This is a genomic window from Caproicibacterium amylolyticum (genome assembly GCF_014467055.1).
Lineage (GTDB): Bacteria > Bacillota > Clostridia > Oscillospirales > Acutalibacteraceae > Caproicibacterium > Caproicibacterium amylolyticum.
The window spans coordinates 2,823,816-2,850,131 of sequence record NZ_CP060696.1 but is presented as its reverse complement, the minus strand read 5'-3'; the positions used below and the strand labels follow the sequence as shown (position 1 = coordinate 2,850,131).

Sequence of the window (26,316 nt, the reverse complement as noted above, 5' to 3'; positions counted from 1 at the left end):
GAAAACAGGGGGAATACTGGATGGAGGAAAAAGATCCGCAGCAGGGCAGCCCGGCTGAGAATCCACAGGAAAGCGGAGCACCGAAACAGCCGGCGTATCAGCCGGAGGAGTGGTATCCGGATGGCAGCCGGCAGAGCGGTGAAAAAGTTCCGCCTCAACTGCAGCAGAACGCACAGGATAACTTACCGGCAGGGCGGCCGCCGGTAAGTTATCGAAATCCGGCGGTGCCGTACCGGCGCAAACCGCTGAGCAAAGGGATTAAAGTACTGATTGGTATCTTGCTGGCCTTACTGGTGATACTGGTTGGCATGATGATTGGATTTGGTATTCATGATGCCAGACAGAGTGAAGACTTTGGGAGCAGTGAATCACAGGAGCCATCCGACAGTTCGGAAACTACGGTTTCCCGCGCAAAAGATGTGATACCGAACAACGGTGAGAAAACGAACAGCATAATTACCTTACAGAAAAAGGCAGGAAGTACGCTTACACCGGAAACCGTTTTCACAAAAGTCAGCCCCAGTGTGGTGGGTGTGCTGGCCAATATTCCTGCTGCCAATGGAAAGCCGAGTGAAAGTCAGGGAACCGGCATTGTTGCCAGCAGCGACGGCGTGATTCTGACAAACTCACATGTCATTGGGAATACGAACAGTACGACTGTTACAGTAATCCTTTCGGACAGCAAGCAGTACGATGCACGCATTTTGGGATACGATAAAACCAGTGACCTTGCAGTGCTGAAAATCAGCGCGACCGGCTTGACAGCGGCGGCTTTCGGAGAAGCAGAAGAATTGAAAGTCGGGGAACAGGTGCTGGCAATCGGCAATCCGGACGGTATGAACTACAGCAACAGCCTGACGGGCGGCTACGTTTCTGCACTGAACCGACCGATTGCGGGGCACAGCGATAACGGCATGACTTATATTCAGACAGATGCGGCAATCAATCCCGGCAACTCCGGCGGGCCGCTCTGTAATTTATACGGTCAGGTAGTGGGTATCAATTCCTGCAAAATCGTAACGACCGGCTACGAGGGCATGGGCTTTGCAATCCCTATGAGCAAGGCGGTCAGCATTATTAATCAACTGATACAGAAGGGCTATGTGCAGGGCCGGACTCGGCTTGGAATCATTTGCCGGGTTGTGCCGTCCTATGAGGCGGCAATGCTGCAAATTTCCGGCGGCGTGCAGATCATTTCGATTGACCAGGAAAGTTCGCTCAATGGCAGCGGTGTGCAGAAAGACGACATCCTGTATGAGATAGACGGTAAAAAAATCACTGCACTGGACGACCTGACCGGAATCCTTTCCAAGTACAAACCGGGGGATGAGGTTCCAGCCAAGGTTTATTCCACGAAAAAAGCAAAGACACTGCAGGTTAAAATCAAGCTGTTGGAGGATAAAGGCGAAACGCAGAAAACTGTTTCGCAGCCGTAAAGCAACGGCTTAGAGAAAGGTGCAACAGCCATGGTATATGGTGTTATCCTTGATAAGGGCGAAAACTACTATACGGATTTAAGAAAAGTGTTCCGCTCCATTAAAAATGAACAGACTCATTATAACTGGCTTGTTACGGACTGTGTATGTTATGCACAAGATGCCAAAATAGAAAATTTGTTTAACAAAGAATATTGTTGGCTGACAGGGAATGAACTGACCGAAATTGTTCAGAAGGATTCTTTTCCATGGATTTGGGCTGTGCTATCAGGGTTTCAAAAAGATATTCCGCTATCGGAAGTACAAAAATATCCCCTTCCATATGCAGATGGGTATACGGGTTTTTGGGAAAATCCTCTTTCGCTTCAAAATCCGTTAGCCAGTATTGAGATTGTTCCTTGGGATAGTTCCCTTACACTTCTATTGAGCAAGAAAAAATCTTTGGTTGACAGTTTTATGAGTGCTTTTCCTTTAAGTAGGGATCTTGCACAATACAATGCAGAATGAATATAATCTTTATTAACGCAAATGGCGGAAAACGTTGTAAAAAAAGCCTTGAACCGAGTTAAATCAGTTCAAGGCTTTTTTGCTTTATAAAATCAGTGGATGCAGCAACAGACTGTTCTGGTGTTGCATTATTCATGTGCTTTCAGCGTTCTTTTCCCAGAAAGAACAAAGCAATCGTGCCGGGGCCGGCGTGCGCACCGATGACCGGGCCGACAAAATTGATGAGGACTTCCTTAACATTAAGGCGCTTTTTGACCTGCCGTGCAACGTATTCGGCGTCTTGTCTGGAATCAGCGTGGCTGATAAATACAATTTGATTTTTGGGATCAATCGCGGTTTGCTCCATGTGGTCTACCAGTGCGTCTAAGGCGGAACGGCGGCCGCGCGCTTTGCTGACATTGATGAGGTGGCCCTCATTGTCCATATGCATGACCGGCTTGATGCCCAGCATGGTGCCGAACAGTGCGGTCGCGGAGCTGATGCGCCCGCCGCGCTTGAGGTGCTGCAGGTCATCCACCGTGAACCAGTGGCAGAGGTGCAGCTTGTTTTGTTCCAGCCAGTCGGTTACTTCCTGCAGGGATTCGCCGGCTTTTTGTTTTTGTGCAGCATAATAGACCAAAAGACCTTCACCAAGAGAAGCCGCAAGCGTGTCCACTACCCGCAGCGTACGCTGTGGATACTGCGCGGAAATATCCTCACAGGCAAGCTTTGCTGCGTTCCATGTGGCGGAAAGGCCGGAGGAAAAGCAGATGCACAGCACATCTTTTCCACTTCTTAAAACTGGTTCCACCGCGGCTTTGAAATCCTCTACATTGACTGCGTTAGTAGTGCAGGGAATGCCGTCCCGAATGTGCAAATAGAATTCTTCAAAAGACATATTGCTGCCATCCAGCAGATTTTTATAATCAGTGTTGTTGAGCCGAAAGGTCAACGGCAGCACGGTAATATTTAAAGCCTGCGCCAGCTCCGCCGGAAGGTCGCAGCTGGAGTCGGTGATAATTACATAATCGTTCATGGTTTTGCTCCTTCGTTCCATGTGTTTTTATTATAGTAGCATTTGCTGACATAAAAAGCAAGGACAAAAAGTAATAAAGATTAATTTATATAGTATTTAAAATTACATCATCCAGAAAAATTGAAATTGCGCCAAAAGCAGTGGAAAAAACGGGGTCTGCCACTACTTTTTAGCGCAATTTTTTATGCTTTTTATTAAATTAGCCTTTTGAAGCTAATTTATGCCCTTGCCGTGCGGGGGTTTGCAGGCAGACAAAAAACAGCCTGCGGAAACGAGGGAGAAGATGGATACGCGAAACGAAGCGCTGCGCGTTTGCCGCAAACTGGCACGCGGGAGAATCAACGACGCAGTACGGCTGCTGTTTGAGCCACAGGAGCCGGAGTGCCTAAAAAAACTGGACCTTTACTGCGTGGCGGAGGTGAAGAGAAACGACAAAGGAGTGGAAATCAAGTTTGCCGACCGGCTGAAGGCCGCGCAAATGCTGGCACAGCTGGGCGGGGAGGACAGCGTGCAGCCGCTGTTTGCGGCGCTGAACCAATCGGCGCAGGCGGTGAAGGAAACCGCGCAGTACGGCGGTGCGGATGCAGTTTAGCAGGAAGCAGCTGCGTGCCATGAGCTGGTGGTGCCCGGATAGCGCGGACGCTGCCTATGACGCGCTGATTTGTGACGGCGCGGTGCGCAGCGGAAAAACACTTTGCATGGGGCTGGGCTTTGTTTGCTGGGCGATGGCGAATTTTCAGGAGCGCAGTTTTGCAGTTTGCGGAAAAACCGTGCGTTCCCTGCGGCGAAATCTGATTACCACGCTGCTGCCGGCGCTTACCGCGGCGGGCTTTTGCTGTGAACTGAAAAACGGAGAAAGCCTGCTGTTGGTGACAGCGGGACAGCACCAAAACCGGTTTTATCTTTTTGGCGGCAGGGATGCTGGCAGTGCGGCTCTGATTCAAGGAATCACGTTGGCTGGCGTTTTGTTTGACGAAGCGGCGCTGATGCCGCAGGAGTTTGTGCAGCAGGCACTGGCGCGGTGCAGTGTAGAGGGAAGCCGCTTTTGGTTTAACTGCAATCCGGAAAATCCCGGACATTGGTTTTACCGGGAATGGATTCAGGGGGCGGCTGCAAAAAACGCGCTGTATCTGCACTTTACCATGGAGGACAACCCCGGCCTTTCCGCTAAAATGCGGGCACGCTACCGAAGTCTTTACACCGGCACATTTTACGAACGGTATGTGCTGGGCAGGTGGGTGGCAGCGGAGGGATTGATTTACCCGTTTATGACGGCGGCACTGGCGGCGGATGTGCCGGAAGCCTGCACGGAATATGCGGTCAGCTGCGACTATGGCACACAGAACCCGAGTTCTTTCGGCTTGTGGGGAAAAAGCGGAAACGTTTGGTACCGTGTGGATGAATATTACTACGACGGACGAAAAAGCGGCTCGCGCACGGATGAGGAACACTACCGCGGGTTGGAAGAGCTTTGCCGCGGAAAACGGATTACCCGCGTGGTGGCCGACCCTTCTGCGGCGAGCTTTATGGAAACAATTCGGCGGCACGGCAGGTTTGCCGTAGTGCCGGCGCAGAATGATGTGCTGCAGGGTATTCGCCGTACCGGGCTGGCGCTGAAAGAAGGACGGGTGCGGATCTGCCGGAACTGCCGGGATATTTGGCGGGAATTTTCTCTTTACCGCTGGCAGGACGGCAAGGAAGCACCCGTCAAGGAAAACGACCACGCCATGGATGATCTGCGGTACTTTGTTTCGACACTGCTGGAAAACAGGGGCGGTTTTGCGGCGGCGGTAGTGACGCGCGGGGGTTAGGGCCATCCGGAGAATTTGGGAGGAAGAAATGCAGAAATGGAGAAAACGAAAGGAACCGGCGGGCGGCGCGCTGGCAGTGCAGACCGGCTCGCAGGAACTGCCCTTTGAAGCGGTACGCCGCTATGTGCCGCTGGAAGCAGGCGAATTCCGGCTTTACCGGCAGCTGCGCGAAGCAGTACCCATCATTGACGCGGCATTGGACAAACTGGTGCGGCTGCTGGGCAAGTTCCATGTGGAATGTGCTGACAAAAATACGCAGGACAGGCTGAATGTGTTCTTGCACACGGTGCCGGTGGGTGCGGGCGGTGCAGGAATCCAGTCTTTTGTGACTGCATATCTTGACCAGCTTTTGACGTACGGCAATGCCGTTGGCGAAGCAGTGGTGCAGAACGGCGAACTAAAAGCACTTTACAATGCTTCTTTAGAGAACGTGGAACTGCGGGTGAAGTCCCCGTTGGAGGTGGAAATCCGCCGCCGGTGTGTGGGCGGCAGCAAGCCGGTACAATACCCGGAACTGGTGTTTCACACAGCGCTGAATCCGGCGCCGGGCAGCGCGAAGGGTACCAGTGTGCTGCAGGGACTTTCCTTTGTCAGCGATATTTTGATCAAGATTTTTCACACAATCGGCGTGAACTGGGAGCGCGTGGGAAATGTGCGCTTTGCCGTGACTTGCCGCCCCGGTGTGGATGACCGCGCGTTTGCGGCGGAGCACGCGCAGCAGATGGCACAGGAGTGGAGCCGCGCCATGCGCCCCGGCAGCAAAAGTGATTTTGTGGCGGTTGGGGACGTGGAAATTAAAGCAATCGGCGCGGACAATCAGATTCTGAACAGTGATATTCCGGTGCGGCAGATGTTGGAGCAGATTGTTGCGAAGCTGGGGATTCCGCCGTTTTTGCTGGGGCTTTCTTGGTCCAGCACCGAGCGGATGAGCAGCCAGCAGTCAGACATTCTGACCAGTGAACTGGAAGCTTACCGCAGACTGCTCAACCCGGTGATTGACCGAATTTGTTCCCTGTGGCTGCGCTTAAATGGGAGCAGCATGCCGTTTGACATTGTGTGGAACGATGTGACACTGCAGGACAAGACCGAACTTGCCAATGCCGCGCTGACCAACGCAAAAGCGGAGCTCACGCAGCTGCAGGCGGAAAAACTGCGCAGGGAACTGCGAAAGGAGTAATCGAATTGCAAAGTGGATATGTACTGAAAAGCGCACTGAAACCGGAAGCGGGGGATTTGGAGCAAATTAACCGTTTTACGCGCCGTCCGTTTACGGCCGAGGAAGTGTACACCTTTAAGGTGGTGCTGTGCGACAACGAAGTGGACCGCGACGGAGAACGCTTTGCGTCACAGGCACTGTACGGATTGGCAGAGTTGTTCCTCGGCAAAAGCGGAATTTTCAATCATAGCATGGACGCGAAAACGCAGAGCGCACGCATCTATGACACCGCGGTGGAGCTCGACCAAAACCGCCGGACTTCCTGCGGGGAGCCGTACGCGCGCCTGGTAGCGAAAGCTTATATGCCGCACACGCAGGGCAATGAAGACCTGATTCTGGAAATTGACAGTGGCATTAAAAAGGAGGTCAGCGTTGGATGCAGTATGGGGAGTGCGGTGTGCTCCATCTGCGGAACAGACCGGCGCGAAAAAGACTGCGGCCACCAAAACGGACAGAACTATCAGGGGCAGATTTGCTGTACGGTGCTGGGCGACCCGCAGGACGCATATGAATGGAGCTTCGTTGCGGTGCCTGCACAGCGGGAAGCAGGTGTGACAAAAAGCTGCCGTACCTGTACTTCCTCAGAACAGCCGGAAGAAGCGGAATGGGGAAGAAGATGGAAAAACCTGCTGCTGGGCGAAACGGCCAAATATTTTGCGGTTGCCTGCCCGGGAGTACCGGCGGAAGCGGCGCGGAAAATGGCAGAATGCCTTGCACCGGAGGAACTGGAGCAGGTGGAAAAGAGCTTGAAAAAAGCGGCAGGGCGCGTGGTGCCGCTGCAGCCGCAGTTAGTGCCGGAAAGAGATGTGGCCGATGCGGCAGACGATGGATTCCGCATATAAGCTGAGAAAATATACAAATTGTTTTATTACAAGTGTATATACAGTTTGTACTAATAATTTATTGGGTACGAGGAGGAATTTTTTATGGAAACAGCAATGAACGGGTACGCAGAGAACACGGCGACTTTCCGCTGCGAAACAAAGCTTTTGCCGGGCACGCCAGTGATGGTGACGGACAGCGGCACGGTATCAGCGGCAGGCGGCACTTTCTGCGGGGTGGCGCTTTCGTGGCGGGACGGCTTTGCGGCGGTACAGCTGGCGGGCTACGTTTCCCTGCCATACAGCGGCACTAAGCCCGCGGTGGGGTATCAGGTGCTGACCGCTGACGCGGACGGCAAAGTGAAAGCTGCCGCGTCGGGCAGTGCCGGACTTCAGCGGTTGGTGGTGGACGCGGACAGCACAAACATTGGTTTTATTCTGTAAGGAGGGATTTTTAGATGGCATTTTATGAAAACATTCATTTGGAAAAGGGCATGTACGGCACCGGAAAGAATTTTTCACAGGTACTGGAGGCACTGGACAATTCCGAAAATTACCGCGGCACACCGCTGGAGGGGTTGGATGCTTATCAGCGCCAGCTGAAGCGTTTTGACATTCACGTCAGCGGACGCGGCAGTGACCGCGTGGAAAAATTCTTCCAGACCGGGGACAGCGCCGCGCTGTTTCCGGAATACATCTGCCGTGCGGTGCGGCAGGGCATGGAACAGGAGAACCTGCTGCCGAGTATTGTGGCAACCACCACGCAGGTGGAGGGAATGGACTACCGCACCATTACCAGCACGCCGCTGGAGGAGGAAAAGAAGCTGAAAACCGTGGCAGAAGGCGCGGCAATTCCACAGACAGTGGTGCGCACACAGGACCACTTGGTGCAGCTGCATAAGCGCGGCCGTATGCTGGTGGCAAGCTACGAAGCGCTGCGCTTTCAGCATTTGGATTTGTTTACAGTTACGCTTCGGCAGATTGGCGCGTACATTGCCCGCGCACAGATGGGTGACGCGGTGCAGGTGCTGCTGAACGGCGACGACGGCACTGACAAGGCAGAAGAAGTGACCGCCGCCGGTGCAGTTACTTATAAGGACCTGCTGCAGGTTTGGGGCAAGCTGGCACCCTACCGCATGAACTGCTTGCTGGGCGGTACGGCGGCGGTGCAGCAGGTGCTGGGGCTGGCGGAAATGCGGGACGCACAGGCCGGACTGAATTTTCAGGGCACCGGCAAGCTGGTTGCACCGATGGGTGCACAGTTGCTGCATGTACCGGATGTTCCGGACGGAAAGCTGATTGGCATTGACCACACCTGTGCGTTGGAAATGGTGCAGGCGGGCGATGTGCAGACGGAATACGACAAGCTGATTGACCGCCAGTTGGAGCGTGCATCCATCAGCACGATTGCCGGTTTTACGAAAATCTTCAGCGGCGCAGTGAAAGTACTGGGGTATACGGCGTAAAAGCAGAATTTGGAAGTAAAGTTTTCGCCAGCCTCGCGTGCCCCGAATGGGGTATGTTCACAAGGATGCAGGTGTGGGCAGCGCCCGCGGTCTTTCTCTTAACCGTAAAGCCTTTGGTACGAAGAATCAGTACACAGCGGCATTGCCTGGCGGCGGTGAAGCCACGCCGCACGGAAACTGCCTTAAAGCCGTCTTTGCAGATGCTGACAAAAGAAAAATTTTGAGAACCTGGCTTGAAAAAACACCTTTCGTTTTGTAATTTAGAGCGGCACATTGGCCGCGGGGCTGGGGTGGGCAATAGAGGAGGACTATGGAAACAGAAAATGTATGGGCAAGGCTGCGGCTGCTGCGGGAGGTTTCCACACAACAGCAGTCTGCATATCTGCCGCTGGTGCAGGATGCTGTACAGCGGATAGAGGCAAAACGCGCCCAGCCGGGCGGGGACAATTTACTGGAAGCTGCAGCAGCGGCGCTGGTGAACTGGCAGCTTTCTCTGACGGAGCCGGACGGCGGCTTTACTGCCGGAGATGTGCGCTTTGAGGGCGGTCACGCGCAGGACAGCGCACACAAAATCTGGCGGGACGCGTTTGCCGCGGCCGCGCCGTTTCTACATGATGAAGCATTTGTGTTTCGGAGGATTCCATGAGCCGGGCGGCGCTGATTGCAGACCTGCTGGGGCATTACGGAAGCGCGGCGGTTTGCGGGGAGCAGCAGGCTTTTGTGCTGCTGCGGCCGGTGCAGCGGGGCGTGCAGGAGGACAATCGGTATCTGTGTACGGCACCGTATTCTTTTTGCCCCAAAGTGGGTGACACGGTGGAGTGCATGGGGCACGTTTACACAGTACTGCGCTGTGACGGCGTATTTGCGGGCGGGCACCGGCTGTACACCTGGGCGGTGCTGGAACAGCAGGACGGCTGGGGGAGGTGAGTGTGTATGAACGAAACGCTGCAGACACCGCAGGAAGCACTCAGCGGGCAGTTGGAGCAGGAAAGCCTGCGCTATCCGAGAACACTGGAGGAGGATGCTTGATGCAGCTTTATATGGGTTACAAAGAATTTTCATGGCCGCGTTTGCCGGATACACTCTGCATGGAAAATGAAAAGTACACACAGGTATTTCAGCAGCCGGAAAACGGAGAAATCCTTCAGGAACTGGGCAGCCACGGAAGAAAAATTACCGGCAGCGGGGTGCTTTTGGGGGCGGAAGCCGCTGAACAGTGGGCAGCGCTTTGCAGATGCTATGCGGAAGCGGGTGCGGGAATTTTATATTTGCCCGGCAGGGAGCCGATAACAGCGGTTTTTACAGAACTGACGCTAAGCGGTTCGCCACGCAGTGACCGGATTGCTTACCAGTTTGCATTTCATGAAACCGGAAAGGCGCAGACGGCAGTGCGGACTTACCGTGTGCAGCAAGGCGACTGCCTTTGGAGCGCGGCCGCTGCGGCGGGCGTTTCGGTGGAAAGTCTGCTGGCGGCAAATCCGGGCAAAATCCGCTGGGCAAACGAATTGGAAACGGGGATGGAGCTGGTGTTGCCGTGAACTGTACTTTATACGATTGCGGCGGTCAGCGCTGGAAACTGCCTGCACCGGTTTCGATTACGCTTCAGAAAGACACGGACGCGCCGGCAGCAGGGCTAAAAGCGGTTTTCCCGGCAAAGCGCGGCACCCCGCACGCGGCGTTTCTGCGCGTGGAGGAATATGGCTGTGTTTGGTTTGACGGTGTGGTGGATACGCTGCAGGAAACAGACGGTGCGGCGCGGCTGCTGACGGTAACTGCACGCAGCCGCGCCGCGCTGCTGCTGGACAGCGAAGCACTGCCGTCTTTGTACCGTACGCCAAGTTTGCCGGCGTTGGTGCAAAATCATGCGGCACCCTACGGCTTTAACGGAATCCGGGGCAGCACGCAGCTTTTTGAGGTGCCGTACACGGTTGAAAAAGGAATCAGTGAGTGGCAGGTGCTGGCGGATTTTTGCAGGACTTATTTGGGTGGTGCTCTGCGGGAGGAAAACGGAATTTTAACGGCAGAGCCGCCTGTGCTTGGGGAAGCGCTGTTGTTGGGGAACGGCGGACTTCCGTATTTGCAGGTATGCCGGAGCTGGAATCTGTACCGCGGTCTTTCGGAAGTGTGGGGACAGTCCGGCGGGTACTGGCAGAAGCAGCAGACCGATGCGGCGATGCAACAGACAGGCATCCTGCGGCGCAGGCTGGGGGCAAGTCCGAAATCGGTGCTTTCCGCCGCACAGGCGGAAGTGAACTTGATCACGGTGCTGTGTTCCGGCTGGCTACCGGTGCAGCTTGGTCAGCCTGCTGTACTGCATTTGCGCGGCGAAACGCTTCAGCTGAGGGTGCGGCAGATTTTGTACAGTCTTTCAGCCAAAGGAAAAACAGTCCGGCTGGTTTGCTGTGAAAACGGGGAGGAATCATAAGGAATGTGGATATTGAATAAGTTCCTGCGTGCCGAAAGGAAAAAAGCCACGGCACAGGTGGGCAGTGTGGCCGCAAACGGAGAAGTACAGGCACAGACACTATACAACAGTGTAAAGCAGTGTGGCCCGTGGGGTGTGCAGTGGCGCGCACCGCAGGGTGCACAGGCAGTGCTGATGAAGACAGACAGCGGGGAAATTTGTGTAGGTACAGTCTGCGGTACGGATGCTTTACAGCCGGGTGAGTTAAAGCTTGTTTCGCAGGGCGGTGCGGAGGTTTACTTGAAAGCAAGCGGTGAAGTGGTCATTAACGGGCAGGTCTTTCCAGCGGTAAAGCAGGAGGACTAGAGATGGATACGAAATTAAAAAACGGCGATGTTGTATGCACACCGGGCGGTGCGCTGGAAACCATTTCCGGAGAAGAAGAATTACTGCAGCGCGCCGCCATGCGGCTGTGTACCCGGCGCGGAGCATTTGTGTATGCACCCGCCTTTGGCAGCAGACTGGCGGGGCTTTCCGCTGCCACGGCGGGTGCCGGCCAGCAGGCACTGCAGTTTGCACAGGAAGCGCTGGCACCGGTGCCCTCGGTGAAGGTGGTTGCGGCACAACCGGAACAAAATGGTGTGCGGGTGAAGCTGGCCGCCGGGGCAGCTGAGATTGATGTACTGGTTCCCTACGATGAGAGTGGGGTGAGCAAATGATCTCTTATGACGAATTGGTGCAGCGAATGAACACCGCGTACGAGAAGCAGGCAGGATTTGTGCCGGATGAAGCCTCGGATACTGGGGTACGCTTTCGGGTATTGGCGGGTGAAATTTACAGCCTGCTTACTGATCTTGCGTGGCTCAAGCAGTCACTGCTGCCGCAGACGGCGGCGGGTGAACAACTGGACAAGCTGGCGCAGGAGCAGGGGCTGGGACGTTTACAGGCCGCCCACGCAAAAGGCAGTGTTCAATTTACAGCAATGGGCGGAAGTGTTGTGCAGGCCGTGCTGCCCGCTGGAACACGCTGCACGACCGGCGGAGAGAATCCGGTTCTGGTGGAAACGCTGGAGGAGCTCCAACTGCCTGTGGAAGCGGGCAAAACTGTTTCCGTACAGGCACAGGCTGTGTCGGCGGGTGCCGTCGGTAACGTACTGGCGGCTGCAGTTACAGCGCTGACTGCCGCAAATTCGTTCGTCAGCGCTGTGACAAATCCGCAGGCATTTACCGGTGGCAGGGATGCGGAAACGGACGAACAGCTGCGTGCACGGCTGCTGCAGCAGGATACCCAGCAGAACAACGGAGCAAATCCGGCGTTTTACCGGCAGCTTGCGGAGCAGCAGGAAGGTGTTTTCTCAGCAAGTGTGCAGACAGCCACACCCGCTGCCGGAGAAGTGACGGTTTGGCTTGCCGGTGTGGGAGCACAGGTGGCGGACAGCACCGTGCAGCAAGTTCAGAAGGTGCTGGAGGCTGCGCGTGAACTGAATGTACAGGTACATGTGTATCCTGCAAAAATCGTTCCCCTAAAATTATCATTCGTGGTTCAGGAAAAAGAAGGTCAGTTAAAAACAGTAGCACAGCAGGCCGTACGGAAGGCAGTGCAAAACTCTTTTTCCTCGCTGCGGGTGGGTGAAACGCTCTGTGAAACGCAGCTGTATGCCCAGATTTACAACACTGGTGCGGTGCAGAGTGTAAAATTGCTGTCCAATACGACTTTTCCGACGGCGAGTGAGGACACATTGGTTACACTGGCAACTCTGGAGGTGAGCTGATGCGGCCGTTTGCAAGTATGCTGCAGCACATGGAGCCGCTTGGAATATACAACCTGAAAAAGCCCGGAAGTCTTGTGGCGGCGGAGCTTTTCGCCTGCGCAGAAGTGCTGAATCTTGCATATGATGGGTTACTTGAAACAGAGCGGGAGGCGTACTTTAGCAGTGCACAAAGCTGGGGCTTTGAGGGGAAATGTGCGGCTTTAGGTATTGCGGATGGAGGTGAATGGAGCCGCGCTGCCGGACTGCAGCTTTTAAAGGCTCGGCCGGGGCGCTGCACCCGTGCAGATTTTGTGACACTGGCGGAGGCACTGGGACTTGGCCGCATGCTTTATGAGCGCTTTCACCAGCCGCAGGTACTATTTTGCCCTGCACAGCCGCCGCAGGACTGTACCTTTGCAAAAAAAATTTTGCGCAGGCTGCTGCCCGCCCAGTTGGAGGCGGCACTTGACCTGCGTGGGAAAAACGGCACATGGGCGGGATTGGACGCAGCAACACGTTCTTGGGCACAGTGGGATGCACAGGAACAGACATGGGCAGAAACCGAAAAGGATGTCGTTCTTTTTTAGCTTCTGACGAAAAATATTTTTCAGTGCTGTTTTTAAAAAATTCCAATTTTTAACGGGCCCGTTTTGCAGATAGTTTGCTGTGAAACAGGCAAAATACAGGAGGGTAAAAAAGATGCCTGCAAGTAAACAGACCGCACATGGACTAAATCTGTGGACGGCAGATGACCATCCTCTGCGTGAGGATTTTGTCAGTGACAATCAAACAATAGATGACCTTTTCGGCAAGCACATCGCCGACACCACTTTGCACAAAACACCGACGGATCAAACACCGCTGGTATATGGAAACTACACCGGCAACGGCAGCAGCCTGCAGACAATTACGCTGGGGTTCAATCCGCAGGCAGTGCTTGTGTTTCCGTTTAAAGCCCAGATGGTGCAGAAGGACAGCAGCGGCAACCTGGCCCTTTACAGTGGTATAGCTGCCAACGGCCTTTACTGCGGGCCGCTGTACCTGATGCAGAACCAAGGCTTTTCTGTGAAAAACGAGGCTGTAAGCGCAGACATTTATTCCATGCTGAACGAAAACGGCAAAGTGTATGCTTACATTGCATTTCGTTGATTGCAAATACGGCAGTTTTGCAGTAAAATGAAATCTGTTGGAAAAAGTAGAAAATTGATGGGCGGAGGGAATGAAACATGTACGAGAATACAGAGCGGCTGCCCCGGGCGCTGCTGGTTGAGTGCGACACCGGTGAATACGATGTCGAAGCTTCGCTGGCTGAGCTTTATGAGCTGGTGCGGAGCGCGGGCGCAGAGCCTTTCGGCGCAATTACCCAGAAGCGCCCGGCACCGGACACGGCCACCTGTGTGGGCAGCGGTATGGTAGAGGAAATTGCTGAATTCTGTGCAGAGCACGACATTGAACTGCTGATTTTCGACCGTGAGCTGACTCCGACCCAGATACGCAACCTGGAAGAGGCCGCTGGTGCGCGGGTGGTGGACCGCACCATGCTGATTCTGGATATTTTTGCGGCAAATGCCCGTTCCAAAGAGGGAAAACTGCAGGTGGAGCTGGCACAGCTGCGCTACCTGCTGCCGCGGCTTTCCGGGCGCGGAACCGCACTTTCCCGTTTGGGCGGCGGCATTGGTACGCGCGGTCCCGGAGAAACCAAACTGGAAACCGACCGCCGCCATATCCGCACACGCATTCAGAATCTGCAGGCGCAGCTGGATGAAGTTGAAAAGCACCGCGAGCAGATTGACCGCCGCCGCAAAAAAGACGGTGTGGTTACGGTTGCGCTGGTCGGCTACACCAACGCAGGGAAAAGTACGCTGATGAATATGCTGACGGATGCCGGCGTGCTGGCAGAAGACCGTCTGTTTGCCACGCTGGACCCGACAGCGCGAGCCCTGAAACTGCCAAACGGTTTTTCTGTGATGCTGATTGATACAGTCGGTTTGGTGCGCCGCTTGCCACACCATTTGGTGCAGGCATTTCGTTCTACATTGGAGCAGGCGGCCAACGCGGATATTCTGCTGAATGTCTGCGATGCTTCCAGCAAAGAAGCACAGGTACATCTTGAAGTTACCCGCAAGCTGCTGGAAGAACTGGGATGCACCGGAACCGTGCTTTCTGTGCTGAATAAATGCGATAAAGTGCCGGGACTAGACAGCCTGCCGCTAATTGGCGGCGGTGTCCGCATCAGCGCGAAAACCGGTGAGGGCATACCACAGCTGCTAGCGGCGATTGAAGAAGCACTGCCGGTATGCGTGCACCGCGTGAAGCTGCTGCTGCCGTTTACACAGACAGCGCTGGCAGCACGTATTCGGCAGGAAGGTACGCTTTTAAGCGAGGAATACACCGTGAGCGGGCTTCAGGTGGAAGCGTTTATCGGGCCGGCGCTGTTTCAGACCATTGCGCCGTATATAGAGGAACCACAGACTCCAGCGGGCGGAGATTGACTGCAAATATAAATTTTATATAAGCTGTTGAAATAAGGAAATTGAAGTGCTATAATCAGGCTGAGGTGAGGGATGCATGAAACGTGTTTTTAAAACAAAAGTGCTGCTTCCGGCGGCGGGAATGCTGATTTTAGCGATGCTGACCGGTGTGCTGTTGTTGAATCAGCCGCAAAGCAGCCCGGTTATTCCTGCACATTCAACAGTTTACCGGCCTGATGCTTCCTCTCAGTCAGCACAGGTAATTGAGCGTGATGATTATGTTTATTTATCGGATTCCGGTGATACTCCCTCTGAGACCGGCGATACACCAAAGAATATGCCGTACCGGCCAAATGCCGGGAAAGGCTGGTCGGACTTGAAAAAGTGAAGCGTAAACGAAATAAAAACGACGCTGCAGAATCCCTATAAGATGCTGCAGCGTCGTTTTTTTGTGGAGTTTTGAATGGGAATTTTTTCAAGGATTCAATGGAGCCTTGAAAAGGGAGCAGAACTTAAACTTTTAACCCGGGCTTGCAGCCCAGACCTGCTTCTTATGATACTAAGGGCAAGACCGTGACGGGCTTTGCCCCCACACCCCTAGCCGCTTTCTAAGAAAGCGTCGGAAAGTAGTGTACACGTGCACGCTTACTTTTCGTATGCTTTTAAAATTTCGCCAACAAAGAAGATATGATAGTCTTTGTCAGGGTAGCAATGACTGTCAATGGAGGAGTCCAGCAGGCACTTTGGATCCATCGGCTGGCGGTAGAGTTTTTTGCAAACCAGTGTCAGGGATGCCTCCTGAAACATGGGGACGCTTTCGTTTGGAATCAATGTCAGTCCAGCTTCTGCAATTTTTGCGTTTTCTCCGCCGGAGTGGCTGCCGCAGTAGCTCAGCGCACTGCGGTAGGTTTCGTCAAAAAAGCTGAGCGTGTAGGTGTCGTTTGCATCCAAAAAAGAAAGCGTATGGCGCTGTGGGCGGATGCCAATGGCTGCAACGTTTTTACCCCACATAATGCCTAAACCACCCCATGAGGCAGTCAGGGTACTGCATTTTTCCGGGGAGCCGGCGCTGACAAGCATCCAGCCTTTTCCGATTTTGTTGAATGGTGCGAAAGACAAAGACTCTGCTGTGATTTCTTTCATTGCGTAACCTCCGTGTATAAAGATTCTATAATTTCAGTATAACATAAGAATGCAAGGAAAAACAGGGACTCTGTAAATGAGCTTTTGAATTATATCTTGTGCAAAACAGGCATGAAAAGAAGTAAACATCGCAAAATAGTATTACTGATTCACAAATATGAATAATTATGCAAAAACCCTTGATTTTTTACGTATATGCAGTATAATAAAAGCATCATCAAACAAACGGAGGCTGTAACAGATATGGATAAAAAAAATATTAAAAAGGTTGTGCTGGCTTACTCCGGCGGACTGGACACTTCCATCATTATCCCATGGCTTAAGGAAAACTACAACAACTGCGAAGTCATTGCTGTGGCGGCTGACGTGGGTCAGGGCAGCGGCGAACTGGACGGCCTTGAAGAAAAGGCACAAAAAACCGGTGCCAGTAAGCTGTACATTGCGGACCTGAAAAAGCAGTTTGTTGAGGACTACATCTGGGAAACGGTGAAAGCGGACGCTGTTTACGAAAACAAATATCTGCTGGGCACCAGCTTTGCACGTCCGCTGATTGCAAAGCGTTTGGTGGAAATTGCACAGGCCGAAGGCGCTGACGCAATCTGCCACGGCTGCACCGGCAAGGGCAACGACCAGGTTCGTTTTGAACTGGGCATCAAGGCTTTTGCACCGAATATGCCGATTATTGCTCCTTGGCGTGAGTGGGATATCAAGTCCCGTGACGAGGAAATCGACTACGCGGAAGCACACAATATTCCGCTGAAGATTACCCGCGAAACCAACTACAGCAAGGATAAGAACCTGTGGCATCTTTCCCATGAAGGCCTGGATCTGGAAGACCCGGCAAACGAACCGCAGTACAACAAGCCCGGCTTCCTGGAGCTTGGCGTTTCCCCAGAGCAGGCACCGGACAAAGCAACTTATGTGACCATTCACTTTGAAAAGGGCGTAGCAGTTTCTTTGGACGGTCAGAAGCTCTGCGCAGTCGATCTGCTCAGCCAGCTGAACAAACTGGGCGGCGACAACGGCATTGGCCTTGCGGATATTGTTGAGAACCGTTTGGTTGGCATGAAGAGCCGCGGCGTTTATGAAACCCCCGGCGGCACCATCCTGTACCATGCGCACAACAAACTGGAGGAAATCTGCCTGGATAAGGACACCTATCATTATAAGCAGGGCATCGGCGACAAGTTCGCGGAGCTGGTGTATGACGGCAAATGGTTTACCCCGCTGCGTGAAGCGCTTTCCGCTTTTGTAGACAGCACACAGGAAACCGTGACCGGCGACGTTAAGCTGAAGCTTTATAAGGGCAATATCATCGACGCAGGCGTGACCAGCCCTTACAGCCTGTATGACGAGGACATTGCAACGTTCAGTGAAGACGAAGTGTACGACCAGAGCGATGCAAACGGCTTTATCAATCTGTTTGGCCTGCCGCTGAAAGTGCACGCACTGAAAAAGATGAAACTCGGCAAATAAATCACGAAACCCGGCGGACGCAAGTCCGCCTTTTTGTAATCACTGGAAAGAGGGAAAGATCATGACCGTGAAAGCAGGCGTCATCGGCGCAACCGGATATGCCGGCGCGGAACTGGTGCGTATCCTTGCGGGACACCCGCAGGCAGAGCTTGCTGCCATTAGCTCTGTCAGCTTTGAGGGAAAGCCGCTGAGCAGCGTCTATCCGGCCTATTATGGCCTGTGTGATATGCTGTGCGGCACTGAGGCAGAAGTGCTGCAGAAAAGTGACGTAGTGTTTGCGGCACTGCCGCATGGCCTTTCGCAGGAAATCGCGAAGGAATGCCACGACGCGGGCAAAGTTTTCATTGACCTCGGCGCGGATTTCCGCCTGAAACGCCTGAATGAATATGAGGACTGGTATAAAGTCAAGGCGGTGTACCCGGAACTGCACGAAGAAGCGGTTTACGGCCTGCCGGAGCTGTTTCGCGAAGAAATCCGCGGCAAAAAGCTGATTGCCAACCCCGGCTGCTACACCACAGCGGTTCCGCTGGCTCTGGTGCCTGCGCTGAAAGCCGGACTGATTGAAAAAGACGGCATCATCGCCGACTGCAAATCTGGCGTGACCGGCGCCGGGCGCAAATCCACACAAGATACGCATTATCCGGAACTGAACGAGGGGATGCACGCCTACAAAGTGGGCGGCCACCGCCATACACCGGAAATTGAGCAGACGCTCCGCCGTATCTGCGGCGAAGAAGTAACCATTGTGTTCACCCCACATCTGCTGCCGGTGAACCGCGGTATTCTGGCAACCTGCTATGCACATTTGAAGCCGGGAACAACATTGGAACAGCTGCAGAAAGTTTATGAAGACTTCTATCAAGACGAATACTTTGTGCGTGTTCTGCCGGACGGAATGAAAGCGGATATTCATAACGTGCGGTACAGCAATTTCTGCGAAATTGAACTGCACACCGACCCACGCACCAATATGCTGATTGCGGTTTCCGCGATTGACAATATGGTGAAGGGTGCGGCAGGGCAGGCAGTGCAGAATATGAACCTTGCACTTGGGCTGGAGGAAACCGCCGGACTCAAGATGTTCCCGCCGGCGTTTTAAGGCTCTTGCGCTGCTTTCCGTCGCTTCCTTAGAAAGTGCCCGCGAGCGCTTCTTAGGATAAGGGCTTTACGGGTAAGAGAAAGGCCGCGGCGGGCGTTGCCCCCGCACCCCTAATCGCTTTCTAAGAAAGCGATGGAAAGTAATTTTTAACTTTAAACTTATAAAAACAGACTGAATATGCAGGGAGGTACTTCCATGAAATTCATCGACGGCGGTGTGACCGCCCCGCAGGGCTTTCGTGCCGCAGGCATCTATGCGGGCGTAAAAGCCTGCACACATCTGACACAGGCCGAAGCGGCAAACTTTGCGGCAGACATTCGCTCCGGTAAGCGTGCGCCTGAAAGCAAAAATGACCTTGCACTGATTTGTGCGGATGTTCCCTGCACAGCGGCGGGCGTTTTTACCAGTAATCTGGTGAAAGGCGCACCAATCGCGGTTTGCCTGAAACATCTGCAGGACGGCAAAGCGCAGGCGATTCTTGCAAACAGCGGCAACGCCAACACCTGCAACGCGGACGGCGAAGAAAAAGCCGAAGCCATGGCTTCCGCGGTTGCGGAAGCACTGAACCTGCGGGATGAAGACGTTTTGGTCGGCAGTACCGGAGTAATTGGTCAGCCGCTGCCGCTTGAGCCGATTCTTACTGCTGTTCCCGCATTGACGCAGAAACTTTCCACCCACGGCAGCCTGGACGCCGCCACTGCGATTATGACGACCGATACTGTTCCGAAAAATATGGCAGTCGAAATGGAGCTGGCCGGAAAGACAATTCGCATCGGCGGTATTTCCAAAGGTTCCGGCATGATTCATCCCAATATGTGCACCATGCTCTGCTTTTTAACCACGGATGCCGCGGTTGAGGCAAAAGCACTGGACAAAGCGCTGCGTTTTGCTGTTGCGGACAGCTTCAATATGCTGAGTGTGGATGAGGATATGAGTACCAATGATACCTGTGTCATTCTGGCAAACGGTAAAGCCGGAAATGCAGAAATTCAAGAGGGCAGTGCAGATTTTACCGCTTTTGTTGAGGCTCTGAAAGCACTGTGTGTTAAAATCGCCCGCGCCATGGCAAAGGACGGCGAGGGTGCCAGCAAGCTGCTGGTGTGTGCCGTTTCCGGCGCGGCAAGCGATGCGGACGCACGCACTGTTGCAAAGGCAGTTATCTGTTCTTCCCTTGTGAAAGCCGCCATTTTCGGTGCGGATGCGAACTGGGGCCGGGTGCTGTGCGCCATCGGTTACGCAGGTGCTGCGGTGGACATCCACAAAGTGGACGTGGACTTTACCTCTCCGGCGGGAACGCTGCCGGTCTGCCGCAATGGTGCCGGAGTTCCGTTTGACGAGGATTTGGGTAAAAAAATTCTGTTGGAGGATGAAATTACCGTACAGGTCATGCTGCATGACGGAACTGCAGCCGCAGCAGCTTATGGTTGTGATTTAACGTATAACTATGTTAAAATAAATGGCGACTACCGAACATGATGCAAAAAAGTTCACCGCACCAACAAAGAATAAAGATGGGATAAAAATGGAAATTGCTAACGAAGACCGGGCACGGGTTCTGGTACAGGCTCTGCCGTATATCCAGAAATACGCGGGGAAAACCGTAGTTGTAAAGTATGGCGGCAACGCCATGATTGACGAAAAATTAAAGGATGCCGTCATGAGCGACATTGTGCTGATGCAGTTAGTCGGGATTCATGTGGTGCTGGTGCACGGCGGCGGCCCCGAAATTTCAGCAATGCTGAAAAAAGTCGGCAAAGAAAGCAAGTTTATCATGGGTATGCGCGTGACTGACGAGGAAACCATTGATATTGTGCAAATGGTGCTCGCCGGTAAGGTGAACAAAGCACTGGTGCAGCTGCTGGAGGCACATAACGGCCATGCGATCGGCCTGTGCGGTCTGGATGGCAGTATGCTGCGCGCGGAAAAAATCGTTTCGGCGGATGATTTGGGCTTTGTCGGTCAGATTACCGAGGTAAACACCGCCATTATTCAGGACGCGGAGGAGAAAGGCTATGTGCCGGTCATCTCCACAGTCGCCGGCGGATATGAGGGCGAAGTTTACAATATCAACGCGGATGTGGCGGCAGCACGGATTGCGGCATGCCTGCACGCGGAAAAGTTGATTTTAATGACGGATGTGCGCGGCCTGCTGCGTGACAAAGATGACGAAAAAACCATTATCCCGGTGGTGCAGGTTTCTGCGGTACCGAAACTGAAAAAAGAGGGTATTATTTCCGGCGGCATGCTGCCGAAAATTGACTGCTGTGTGGAGGCTGTGCGACGAGGTGTAAAACGTGCGCACATTATTGACGGTCGGATTCCGCACTCTATTTTAATTGAACTCTTTTCCGATGAGGGCATCGGAACGATGTTTTATTAATGAGCTTACAGTAGAAATACGGCGACGAAAAGTAATGTAAGGGCAAAATGCACTTATAAGAAAAACAAGGAGGCCGGTATCATGCAGTTCCCTGCCATAAAAGAGGATGACAGCAAGTACCTGATGCACGCATACGGCAGATTTCCCGCAGCGCTGGTGAAAGGCAGAAACGCCACTGCGTGGGATGCTGACGGCAAAAAATACATCGACTTTACCGCGGGCATCGGTGTAAACTGCCTTGGTTACAGCGACTCGCAGTGGGCGGCGGCTGTGGCGGCACAGGCGGCGCAGGTGCAGCATATTTCCAATTTGTACTACAGTCCGGTTACAATCCAAGCCGCTGAAAAGCTCTGCGCCGCCAGCGGGATGGCGCGCGTCTTTTTCGGCAATAGCGGCGCGGAAGCGAACGAGTGTGCCATTAAAGCTGCCCGCAAATACAGCGCGGATAAATACGGCACAGACCGCAGTGAAATCGTAACGCTGCAGAATTCTTTTCACGGCCGTACAGTCACCACACTGGCGGCGACCGGACAAAAAATGTTCCATGAAAAGTTTCTTCCGCTGACGGAGGGCTTTGCCTGTGCTGAACCGCAGATTGACAGCATCCATTCTGCTGTCAATGACCGTACCTGTGCGGTGCTGATTGAACTGGTGCAGGGCGAGGGCGGCGTTCACCCGATGGACAAAGCCTTTGTGCAGGAGTTGGCGGCATTCTGTGCTGAACAGGACATCCTGCTTCTTGTGGACGAAGTGCAGACCGGTGTTGGCCGTACCGGCAGTTTCTTCTGCTATCAGCAGTATGGAATCCAGCCGGATGTTGTCAGTACCGCAAAGGGATTGGGCGGCGGCCTGCCGATTGGCGCATGCCTTGTAAATCAGAAGTGCGCGGATGTGTTTCAGCCTGGCGACCACGGCAGCACGTTCGGCGGCAATCCGGTTGTCTGCGCGGGTGCATTAGAAGTGCTTTCACGTGTGGCAAATCCGGAGTTTCTGCAGGAAGTGCAGAAAAAGGGCGATTATCTGCGCGAAAAGCTCGCCAAACTGCCGAATATTGAAAGCGTGCGCGGCATGGGCTTCCTGCTGGGTGCGAAGCCCGCTTCCGGCGAACCCGGCAAAATTGCCGCCGCATGTGTGGATGCCGGTTTACTGGTGCTGACGGCCAAGGATGTGCTCCGTTTCCTGCCGCCGCTGACCATCACCAAAAATGAACTGGATGAGGGACTTGCAATCCTGGAAAAAGTGCTGTGCAGTTTCAGTGCGTGAGCGTTGCGTATTCCGCGTGAACTGATATAATTAGCTTTTAGGTTGAAATAGAATTCTGTACACAGATTGTTACTGATAAAAGGAAAAGAGGTTCATTTGTATGAAACATTTACTCAAAATGCTTGACCTTTCCACACAGGAAATTACCGAAATCCTCGACCTTGCGGATCAGCTTAAGTACGAGCAGAAGCACAACATTCCGCATCCGCATCTGGCTGGAAAAACCCTTGGCCTGATTTTTGAAAAGGCCAGCACCCGTACCCGTGTTTCCTTTGAAGTAGGTATGTACCAGTTGGGCGGTCTGCCGATTTTCCTTTCCGCACATGATATGCAGATTGGCCGCGGCGAACCGGTGCAGGATACTGCACGTGTGCTGTCCCGCTACCTGAACGGCATTATGATTCGTACTTTCAAGCAGAGCGAAGTGGAAGCGCTGGCAAACAACGGCTCCATTCCGATTATCAATGGTCTGACCGACTTTTCTCATCCGTGCCAGATTCTTGCCGACCTGATGACGATTCGCGAAAAGCGCGGCGCACTGGACGGCTTGAAAATGTGCTTTATCGGCGACGGCAACAACATGATGAATTCCTTGATTGTCGGCTGCCTGAAAATGAAAATGGAAGTTGCCGTCGCCTGTCCGGCAGATTATCGCCCGGCGGCAGAGGTGCTGGACTTTGCGCAGGCATATCCTGCGTTCAGCATGACCACCGACCCGCTGGAAGCAGCCGTTGGCGCGGATGTTGTCATCACAGATGTGTGGGCTTCTATGGGGCAGGAAGAGGAAGCCGCAAAGCGCCGAAAAGCGTTTGCAGACTACCAGATTAACGGCAAGGTCATGGCGGCGGCGAAGTCGGACGCAATGGTTCTGCACTGCCTGCCCGCGCACCGCGGCGAGGAAATTACCGCAGAGGTGTTCGAAAAGCATTCTGAGGAAATCTTTGAGGAAGCGGAAAACCGCCTGCACGCACAGAAGGCTGTGCTGGTCAAGCTGCTGGGATAAAAATAGTGTCTGTTTACACAGTAAAATAAAAAAATTCCGCTGTTATGCAGTTCAAGCGCATAACAGCGGAATTTTTTATTCAAACTTTTATTTTACCAGTGTACCTGCGTCAGAGGTCTGCAGGATCATAATCTGTTGCTCCATGCCGGTGTCACAGTTGATATAGACCAGCACGCGGTCATTATTGGAACCGGTGCAGTTAAATTCCCAGCACAGTACCTCATTTAAGCCCTCGGTCGGAATCAGTGCCAGCCTGCCGGAATTTACTTTCAAATGGGAACTGACCTTTGATTGTGCCTCGCTCTTGTCCAGCTTCGGCTCGGCAAAGCTGCGCGTGGTGTGGTTCATCACGTAGCCGCTGCCGCCTAGTGCGACGATTTCGCCGTTATCCAATGCAACACCGACTTTAATCAAATCAGGGTAGCAGCGCACATTTCCGTCCTGATAGGCAAAGTTAAAGAGAATGCGGCCGTCCGTCTTCACCCAGTAGGTGACCTGCATGTTTTTGTAGCCGTGCTTTGTCAGATAGTCCTGTGCCTTTTGCTGCGCCGCCTTGGCATCAATTTTTTCCGCTGTTATTTCACGCTTATTTTCCAGAGAATACACCAGACCGCCCTTTTTCGTAATGCAAATGCGGGTGGAGCCGGTACTGAAGTTATAGCTGGGCAGGCCGCCGGCTGTGTCCGCCTCATGTTTCAGCTTGTCGGAGGAAACCCCAAGCCATTGTGCTGCGGTAACCTGCGCATTTCCCTGTTCCACGTCTTTTTTACCCTCTAAGCAGCGCGGGCTCTGGCGGCCGATGTGGTCAGAGAACGGTCCGTCATAAATCATCGAGGGAAAATCAGTAAAGTCTTCCGCGGTTTCTTTGAACTGCTGCGAAAAATTTGCAGAGGTATAATCCGGCTTTACGGAAGTAAGGCTCTGTGAAAGTTTTGTGGCGTAGGAATGCAGTTCTTGAATCGTTTTGTATTCGCTGCTGGTAATCTTGCCGCCTTCACTGATGCGGTTGGACAGCGTCATGGAAAAGTCACCGACTTGACTGATGTATTTGGAAACACTGTCCATGGTGTTGTCAGTAATCGGCAGGGTAGCAAGGGCTTCTTTCGCAAGGCTTGTTTCGCGCATTAGCCGAGCGGCAAGGCCGTTTTGCTGGGTGGCAGTGTTGGCGTAAACGCTCTTGTCCAGCGTTGTTGCAATGTTGTCAACGCAGTCGCGCAGGTCGCCATATGCGCGGTCATAGGTGTACTGCAAATCCCGTTTGGCGGCTTTTTCAGAAGCCATGCTGCGCACAGTAAATGCACCGGCAGTCACCACGGCGGCCACTGCAATAACCGCCATGACGATTTGTTTTGTTTTCATAAAATCACCTTGCCCGCACATGAATTTTTGCATCGGTTTCTCGTGCAAATGAAGCTCAGCGGGACAATGCTATTTTTCGTCAGTGCGGGGAAAATATACGCGTTAAGTTTCCAACCGCAAAACATCCTTTGAATTGCACAAAATATGATGTATAATAAAACAGCGGCGGCACTGGGCCGGCACACGGCAAGCGGCTGTGCAGTATCAAATAATCAGAATTCATATTATACAGTATCAATATATAATATAAAATTATACTTATTGTATAAATACTTGAAGTTGATTTTATTGGAGGAAATTTTATGCCGATAGAAGATTTTTATAAAGAAATGTGCTCAAAGACAGTGGCTTTCTGCGGTCTGGGCGGCAGCAACCTGCCGCTGGTCCGTCGCTTTGCCAAGGAGGGTGCCTGCGTGACCGCCCGCGACAAGCGCACCCGCGAACAGCTTGGTGACCTTGCCACAGAACTGGAGCAGTTAGGGGTAAAACTGGTGTTGGGCGAAAGCTATTTGGAAAATTTGACGGAAGAAGTTATTTTCCGCACACCGGGCATGCCGTATCATCTGCCGCAGCTGGACGCCGCCCGTGCCCATGGCAGCGCCGTGACCAGTGAGATGGAAGTGTTTCTGGACTACTGCCCATGCAAAGTGTTCGGCGTGACTGGCTCCGACGGCAAAACCACGACCACCACCATTCTTTCTAAAATTTTGCGGCACGCCGGAAAAACCGTGCATGTCGGCGGCAATATCGGCACACCGCTGCTGCCAATCATTGAGAAAATCAAGCCGGAGGATGTTGTGGTGGCGGAGCTTTCCAGCTTTCAGCTGATTTCTGTCGGGCACAGCCCGCAGGTTTCTATTGTTACCAATATGAGCCCGAACCATTTGGATATTCACAAGGACATGCAGGAATATGTGGACGCGAAGAAAAACATTTTTCTGCACCAGAATGCGTTTGGACGCGCCGTGCTGAATCTCGACAATGACATTACCGCGGGTTTCGTGCCAGAAGTGCGCGGCGAATGCCTGCTGTTCAGCCGCAAGCAGGCAGTAAAAAACGGCTGCTGTGTGAACGAAAACGGCACCGTTGTTTTTGTGAAGAACGGTGTTGTGACACCGATTCTAAACGTAAACGAAATTAAAATTCCGGGTGCGCACAATGTGGAAAACTACATGGCAGCCATCTGTGCTGTATGGGGTTACGCTTCACCGGAGGACATCCGCGCTGTGGCAACCACCTTTACCGGTGTGGAACACCGCGCGGAACTGGTGCGCGAACTGGACGGCGTACGCTGGTACAACGACAGCATTGCCACCACTCCGAGCCGTACAGTAAAAGGAATGCTTTCCCTTTTCCCACAAAAGCTGATTCTGATTGCGGGCGGGTACGACAAAAAAATTCCGTTTGAACCAATGGGTGAACCGGTGTGTGACCATGTGAAAACACTGGTACTGATGGGTGTAACAGCACCGAAAATTGAAGCGGCAGTGACCGGCGCGGCAAACTACCGCCCCGATGCACCGAGAATTATTCATGTGCAGAGCTTGGAAGAAGCGGTGCAGGTCTGCCGCAAAGAAGCAGTGGAGGGTGACATTGTTGCCATGAGTCCAGCCTGCGCCAGCTTTGATATGTTCCCGAACTATGAAACGCGCGGCGATTTGTTCCGCGAAATGGTCAACAAACTGTAAAAAGAAGG

The 26,316-nt window shown here is 53.2% G+C and carries 30 protein-coding genes; 27 read left to right on the top strand and 3 right to left on the bottom strand.

The features are described from left to right. Positions 1–20 precede the first annotated feature (20 nt). Both H6X83_RS13745 and H6X83_RS13740 read left to right on the top strand, forming a co-directional pair. Positions 21–1,436 (top strand): S1C family serine protease, encoded by a 1,416-nt coding sequence (locus tag H6X83_RS13745; protein WP_212507016.1) that lies wholly within the window; start codon positions 21–23, stop codon positions 1,434–1,436. Between the two features lie 30 nt (positions 1,437–1,466). Beyond that, positions 1,467–1,943: a DUF2691 family protein gene (locus H6X83_RS13740; RefSeq protein WP_212507015.1), complete on the top strand. Its 477-nt coding sequence runs from the start codon at positions 1,467–1,469 to the stop codon at positions 1,941–1,943. 142 nt (positions 1,944–2,085) lie between these two features. Here H6X83_RS13740 and H6X83_RS13735 read toward each other — a convergent pair whose 3' ends face one another. Further along, a complete protein-coding gene (locus H6X83_RS13735; RefSeq protein ID WP_212507014.1) occupies positions 2,086–2,958 on the bottom strand; it encodes a DegV family protein in 873 nt (290 codons plus the stop codon). Between the two features lie 220 nt (positions 2,959–3,178). Between H6X83_RS13735 and H6X83_RS13730 the strand changes: the two genes are divergently transcribed. The 18 genes from H6X83_RS13730 to H6X83_RS13645 all read left to right on the top strand — a co-directional run bounded on the left by H6X83_RS13730 (position 3,179) and on the right by H6X83_RS13645 (position 15,285). Then, positions 3,179–3,550: a terminase small subunit gene (locus H6X83_RS13730; protein ID WP_281391000.1), complete on the top strand. Its 372-nt coding sequence runs from the start codon at positions 3,179–3,181 to the stop codon at positions 3,548–3,550. Continuing rightward, positions 3,540–4,769: a PBSX family phage terminase large subunit gene (locus H6X83_RS13725; protein ID WP_212507012.1), complete on the top strand. Its 1,230-nt coding sequence runs from the start codon at positions 3,540–3,542 to the stop codon at positions 4,767–4,769. Before H6X83_RS13730 ends, H6X83_RS13725 begins: the two co-directional genes overlap by 11 nt. Positions 4,770–4,797: 28 nt before the next feature. Then, entirely contained in the window at positions 4,798–5,946 is a 1,149-nt protein-coding gene (locus tag H6X83_RS13720; RefSeq protein ID WP_212507011.1) for a phage portal family protein, read from the top strand. Positions 5,947–5,951: 5 nt separating this feature from the next. Continuing rightward, a complete protein-coding gene (locus H6X83_RS13715) occupies positions 5,952–6,827 on the top strand; it encodes a hypothetical protein (RefSeq protein ID WP_212507010.1) in 876 nt (291 codons plus the stop codon). A gap of 84 nt (positions 6,828–6,911) precedes the next feature. Then, positions 6,912–7,250, top strand: coding sequence for a hypothetical protein (locus tag H6X83_RS13710; RefSeq protein ID WP_212507009.1), 339 nt, complete (start codon positions 6,912–6,914; stop codon positions 7,248–7,250). 14 nt (positions 7,251–7,264) lie between these two features. Continuing rightward, positions 7,265–8,272, top strand: a complete 1,008-nt coding sequence (locus H6X83_RS13705; RefSeq protein WP_212507008.1) for a phage major capsid protein — start codon at positions 7,265–7,267, stop codon at positions 8,270–8,272. Positions 8,273–8,318: 46 nt separating this feature from the next. Continuing rightward, positions 8,319–8,531 (top strand): hypothetical protein, encoded by a 213-nt coding sequence (locus tag H6X83_RS13700; protein WP_212507007.1) that lies wholly within the window; start codon positions 8,319–8,321, stop codon positions 8,529–8,531. Between the two features lie 51 nt (positions 8,532–8,582). Next, positions 8,583–8,918: a hypothetical protein gene (locus tag H6X83_RS13695; RefSeq protein ID WP_212507006.1), complete on the top strand. Its 336-nt coding sequence runs from the start codon at positions 8,583–8,585 to the stop codon at positions 8,916–8,918. Further along, positions 8,915–9,199 carry a hypothetical protein gene (locus H6X83_RS13690; protein ID WP_212507005.1) on the top strand — a complete coding sequence of 95 codons (285 nt, stop codon included), beginning with the start codon at positions 8,915–8,917 and terminating at the stop codon, positions 9,197–9,199. The genes H6X83_RS13695 and H6X83_RS13690 overlap by 4 nt, the downstream gene beginning before the upstream one ends. Before the next feature lie 101 nt (positions 9,200–9,300). Then, positions 9,301–9,810, top strand: coding sequence for a LysM peptidoglycan-binding domain-containing protein (locus tag H6X83_RS13685; protein ID WP_212507004.1), 510 nt, complete (start codon positions 9,301–9,303; stop codon positions 9,808–9,810). After that, positions 9,807–10,697, top strand: coding sequence for a hypothetical protein (locus H6X83_RS13680; RefSeq protein WP_212507003.1), 891 nt, complete (start codon positions 9,807–9,809; stop codon positions 10,695–10,697). The genes H6X83_RS13685 and H6X83_RS13680 overlap by 4 nt, the downstream gene beginning before the upstream one ends. A 3-nt stretch (positions 10,698–10,700) precedes the next feature. Beyond that, positions 10,701–11,042, top strand: a complete 342-nt coding sequence (locus H6X83_RS13675) for a hypothetical protein (RefSeq protein WP_212507002.1) — start codon at positions 10,701–10,703, stop codon at positions 11,040–11,042. Positions 11,043–11,044: 2 nt separating this feature from the next. Further along, on the top strand, positions 11,045–11,395 hold the full coding sequence (locus tag H6X83_RS13670) for a GPW/gp25 family protein (protein ID WP_212507001.1): 351 nt from the start codon (positions 11,045–11,047) through the stop codon (positions 11,393–11,395). Beyond that, a complete protein-coding gene (locus tag H6X83_RS13665) occupies positions 11,392–12,447 on the top strand; it encodes a baseplate J/gp47 family protein (RefSeq protein ID WP_212507000.1) in 1,056 nt (351 codons plus the stop codon). Before H6X83_RS13670 ends, H6X83_RS13665 begins: the two co-directional genes overlap by 4 nt. Next, positions 12,447–13,013: a hypothetical protein gene (locus H6X83_RS13660; protein ID WP_212506999.1), complete on the top strand. Its 567-nt coding sequence runs from the start codon at positions 12,447–12,449 to the stop codon at positions 13,011–13,013. The genes H6X83_RS13665 and H6X83_RS13660 overlap by 1 nt, the downstream gene beginning before the upstream one ends. Positions 13,014–13,125: 112 nt before the next feature. Continuing rightward, complete coding sequence (locus H6X83_RS13655) at positions 13,126–13,575, top strand: hypothetical protein (RefSeq protein ID WP_212506998.1); 450 nt, start codon at positions 13,126–13,128, stop codon at positions 13,573–13,575. A gap of 77 nt (positions 13,576–13,652) precedes the next feature. Beyond that, positions 13,653–14,918, top strand: a complete 1,266-nt coding sequence (hflX, locus tag H6X83_RS13650; RefSeq protein ID WP_212506997.1) for a GTPase HflX — start codon at positions 13,653–13,655, stop codon at positions 14,916–14,918. Between the two features lie 76 nt (positions 14,919–14,994). Continuing rightward, positions 14,995–15,285, top strand: a complete 291-nt coding sequence (locus tag H6X83_RS13645; RefSeq protein ID WP_212506996.1) for a hypothetical protein — start codon at positions 14,995–14,997, stop codon at positions 15,283–15,285. A 257-nt stretch (positions 15,286–15,542) separates the two neighbouring features. On the opposite strand, the gene H6X83_RS13640 is transcribed toward H6X83_RS13645, so the two are convergent. Next, entirely contained in the window at positions 15,543–16,040 is a 498-nt protein-coding gene (locus H6X83_RS13640; protein ID WP_212506995.1) for a flavin reductase family protein, read from the bottom strand. Between the two features lie 243 nt (positions 16,041–16,283). On the opposite strand from H6X83_RS13640, the gene H6X83_RS13635 reads away from it, so the two are divergent. The 6 genes from H6X83_RS13635 to argF all read left to right on the top strand — a co-directional run bounded on the left by H6X83_RS13635 (position 16,284) and on the right by argF (position 23,261). Then, positions 16,284–17,516, top strand: coding sequence for an argininosuccinate synthase (locus H6X83_RS13635; RefSeq protein WP_212506994.1), 1,233 nt, complete (start codon positions 16,284–16,286; stop codon positions 17,514–17,516). A gap of 61 nt (positions 17,517–17,577) precedes the next feature. After that, on the top strand, positions 17,578–18,615 hold the full coding sequence (gene argC, locus H6X83_RS13630; protein ID WP_212506993.1) for an N-acetyl-gamma-glutamyl-phosphate reductase: 1,038 nt from the start codon (positions 17,578–17,580) through the stop codon (positions 18,613–18,615). A 195-nt stretch (positions 18,616–18,810) separates the two neighbouring features. After that, on the top strand, positions 18,811–20,091 hold the full coding sequence (argJ, locus tag H6X83_RS13625; RefSeq protein ID WP_212506992.1) for a bifunctional glutamate N-acetyltransferase/amino-acid acetyltransferase ArgJ: 1,281 nt from the start codon (positions 18,811–18,813) through the stop codon (positions 20,089–20,091). 46 nt (positions 20,092–20,137) lie between these two features. Then, on the top strand, positions 20,138–20,995 hold the full coding sequence (argB, locus tag H6X83_RS13620; protein ID WP_212506991.1) for an acetylglutamate kinase: 858 nt from the start codon (positions 20,138–20,140) through the stop codon (positions 20,993–20,995). 81 nt (positions 20,996–21,076) lie between these two features. After that, on the top strand, positions 21,077–22,258 hold the full coding sequence (locus H6X83_RS13615) for an aspartate aminotransferase family protein (protein WP_212506990.1): 1,182 nt from the start codon (positions 21,077–21,079) through the stop codon (positions 22,256–22,258). A gap of 100 nt (positions 22,259–22,358) precedes the next feature. Then, on the top strand, positions 22,359–23,261 hold the full coding sequence (argF, locus tag H6X83_RS13610; protein WP_212506989.1) for an ornithine carbamoyltransferase: 903 nt from the start codon (positions 22,359–22,361) through the stop codon (positions 23,259–23,261). A gap of 87 nt (positions 23,262–23,348) precedes the next feature. On the opposite strand, the gene H6X83_RS13605 is transcribed toward argF, so the two are convergent. Then, a complete protein-coding gene (locus H6X83_RS13605; protein ID WP_212506988.1) occupies positions 23,349–24,620 on the bottom strand; it encodes a PepSY1/2 domain-containing protein in 1,272 nt (423 codons plus the stop codon). 302 nt (positions 24,621–24,922) lie between these two features. Between H6X83_RS13605 and murD the strand changes: the two genes are divergently transcribed. Further along, positions 24,923–26,308, top strand: a complete 1,386-nt coding sequence (gene murD / locus H6X83_RS13600) for a UDP-N-acetylmuramoyl-L-alanine--D-glutamate ligase (RefSeq protein WP_212506987.1) — start codon at positions 24,923–24,925, stop codon at positions 26,306–26,308. The last annotated feature ends 8 nt before the right edge of the window (positions 26,309–26,316 follow it).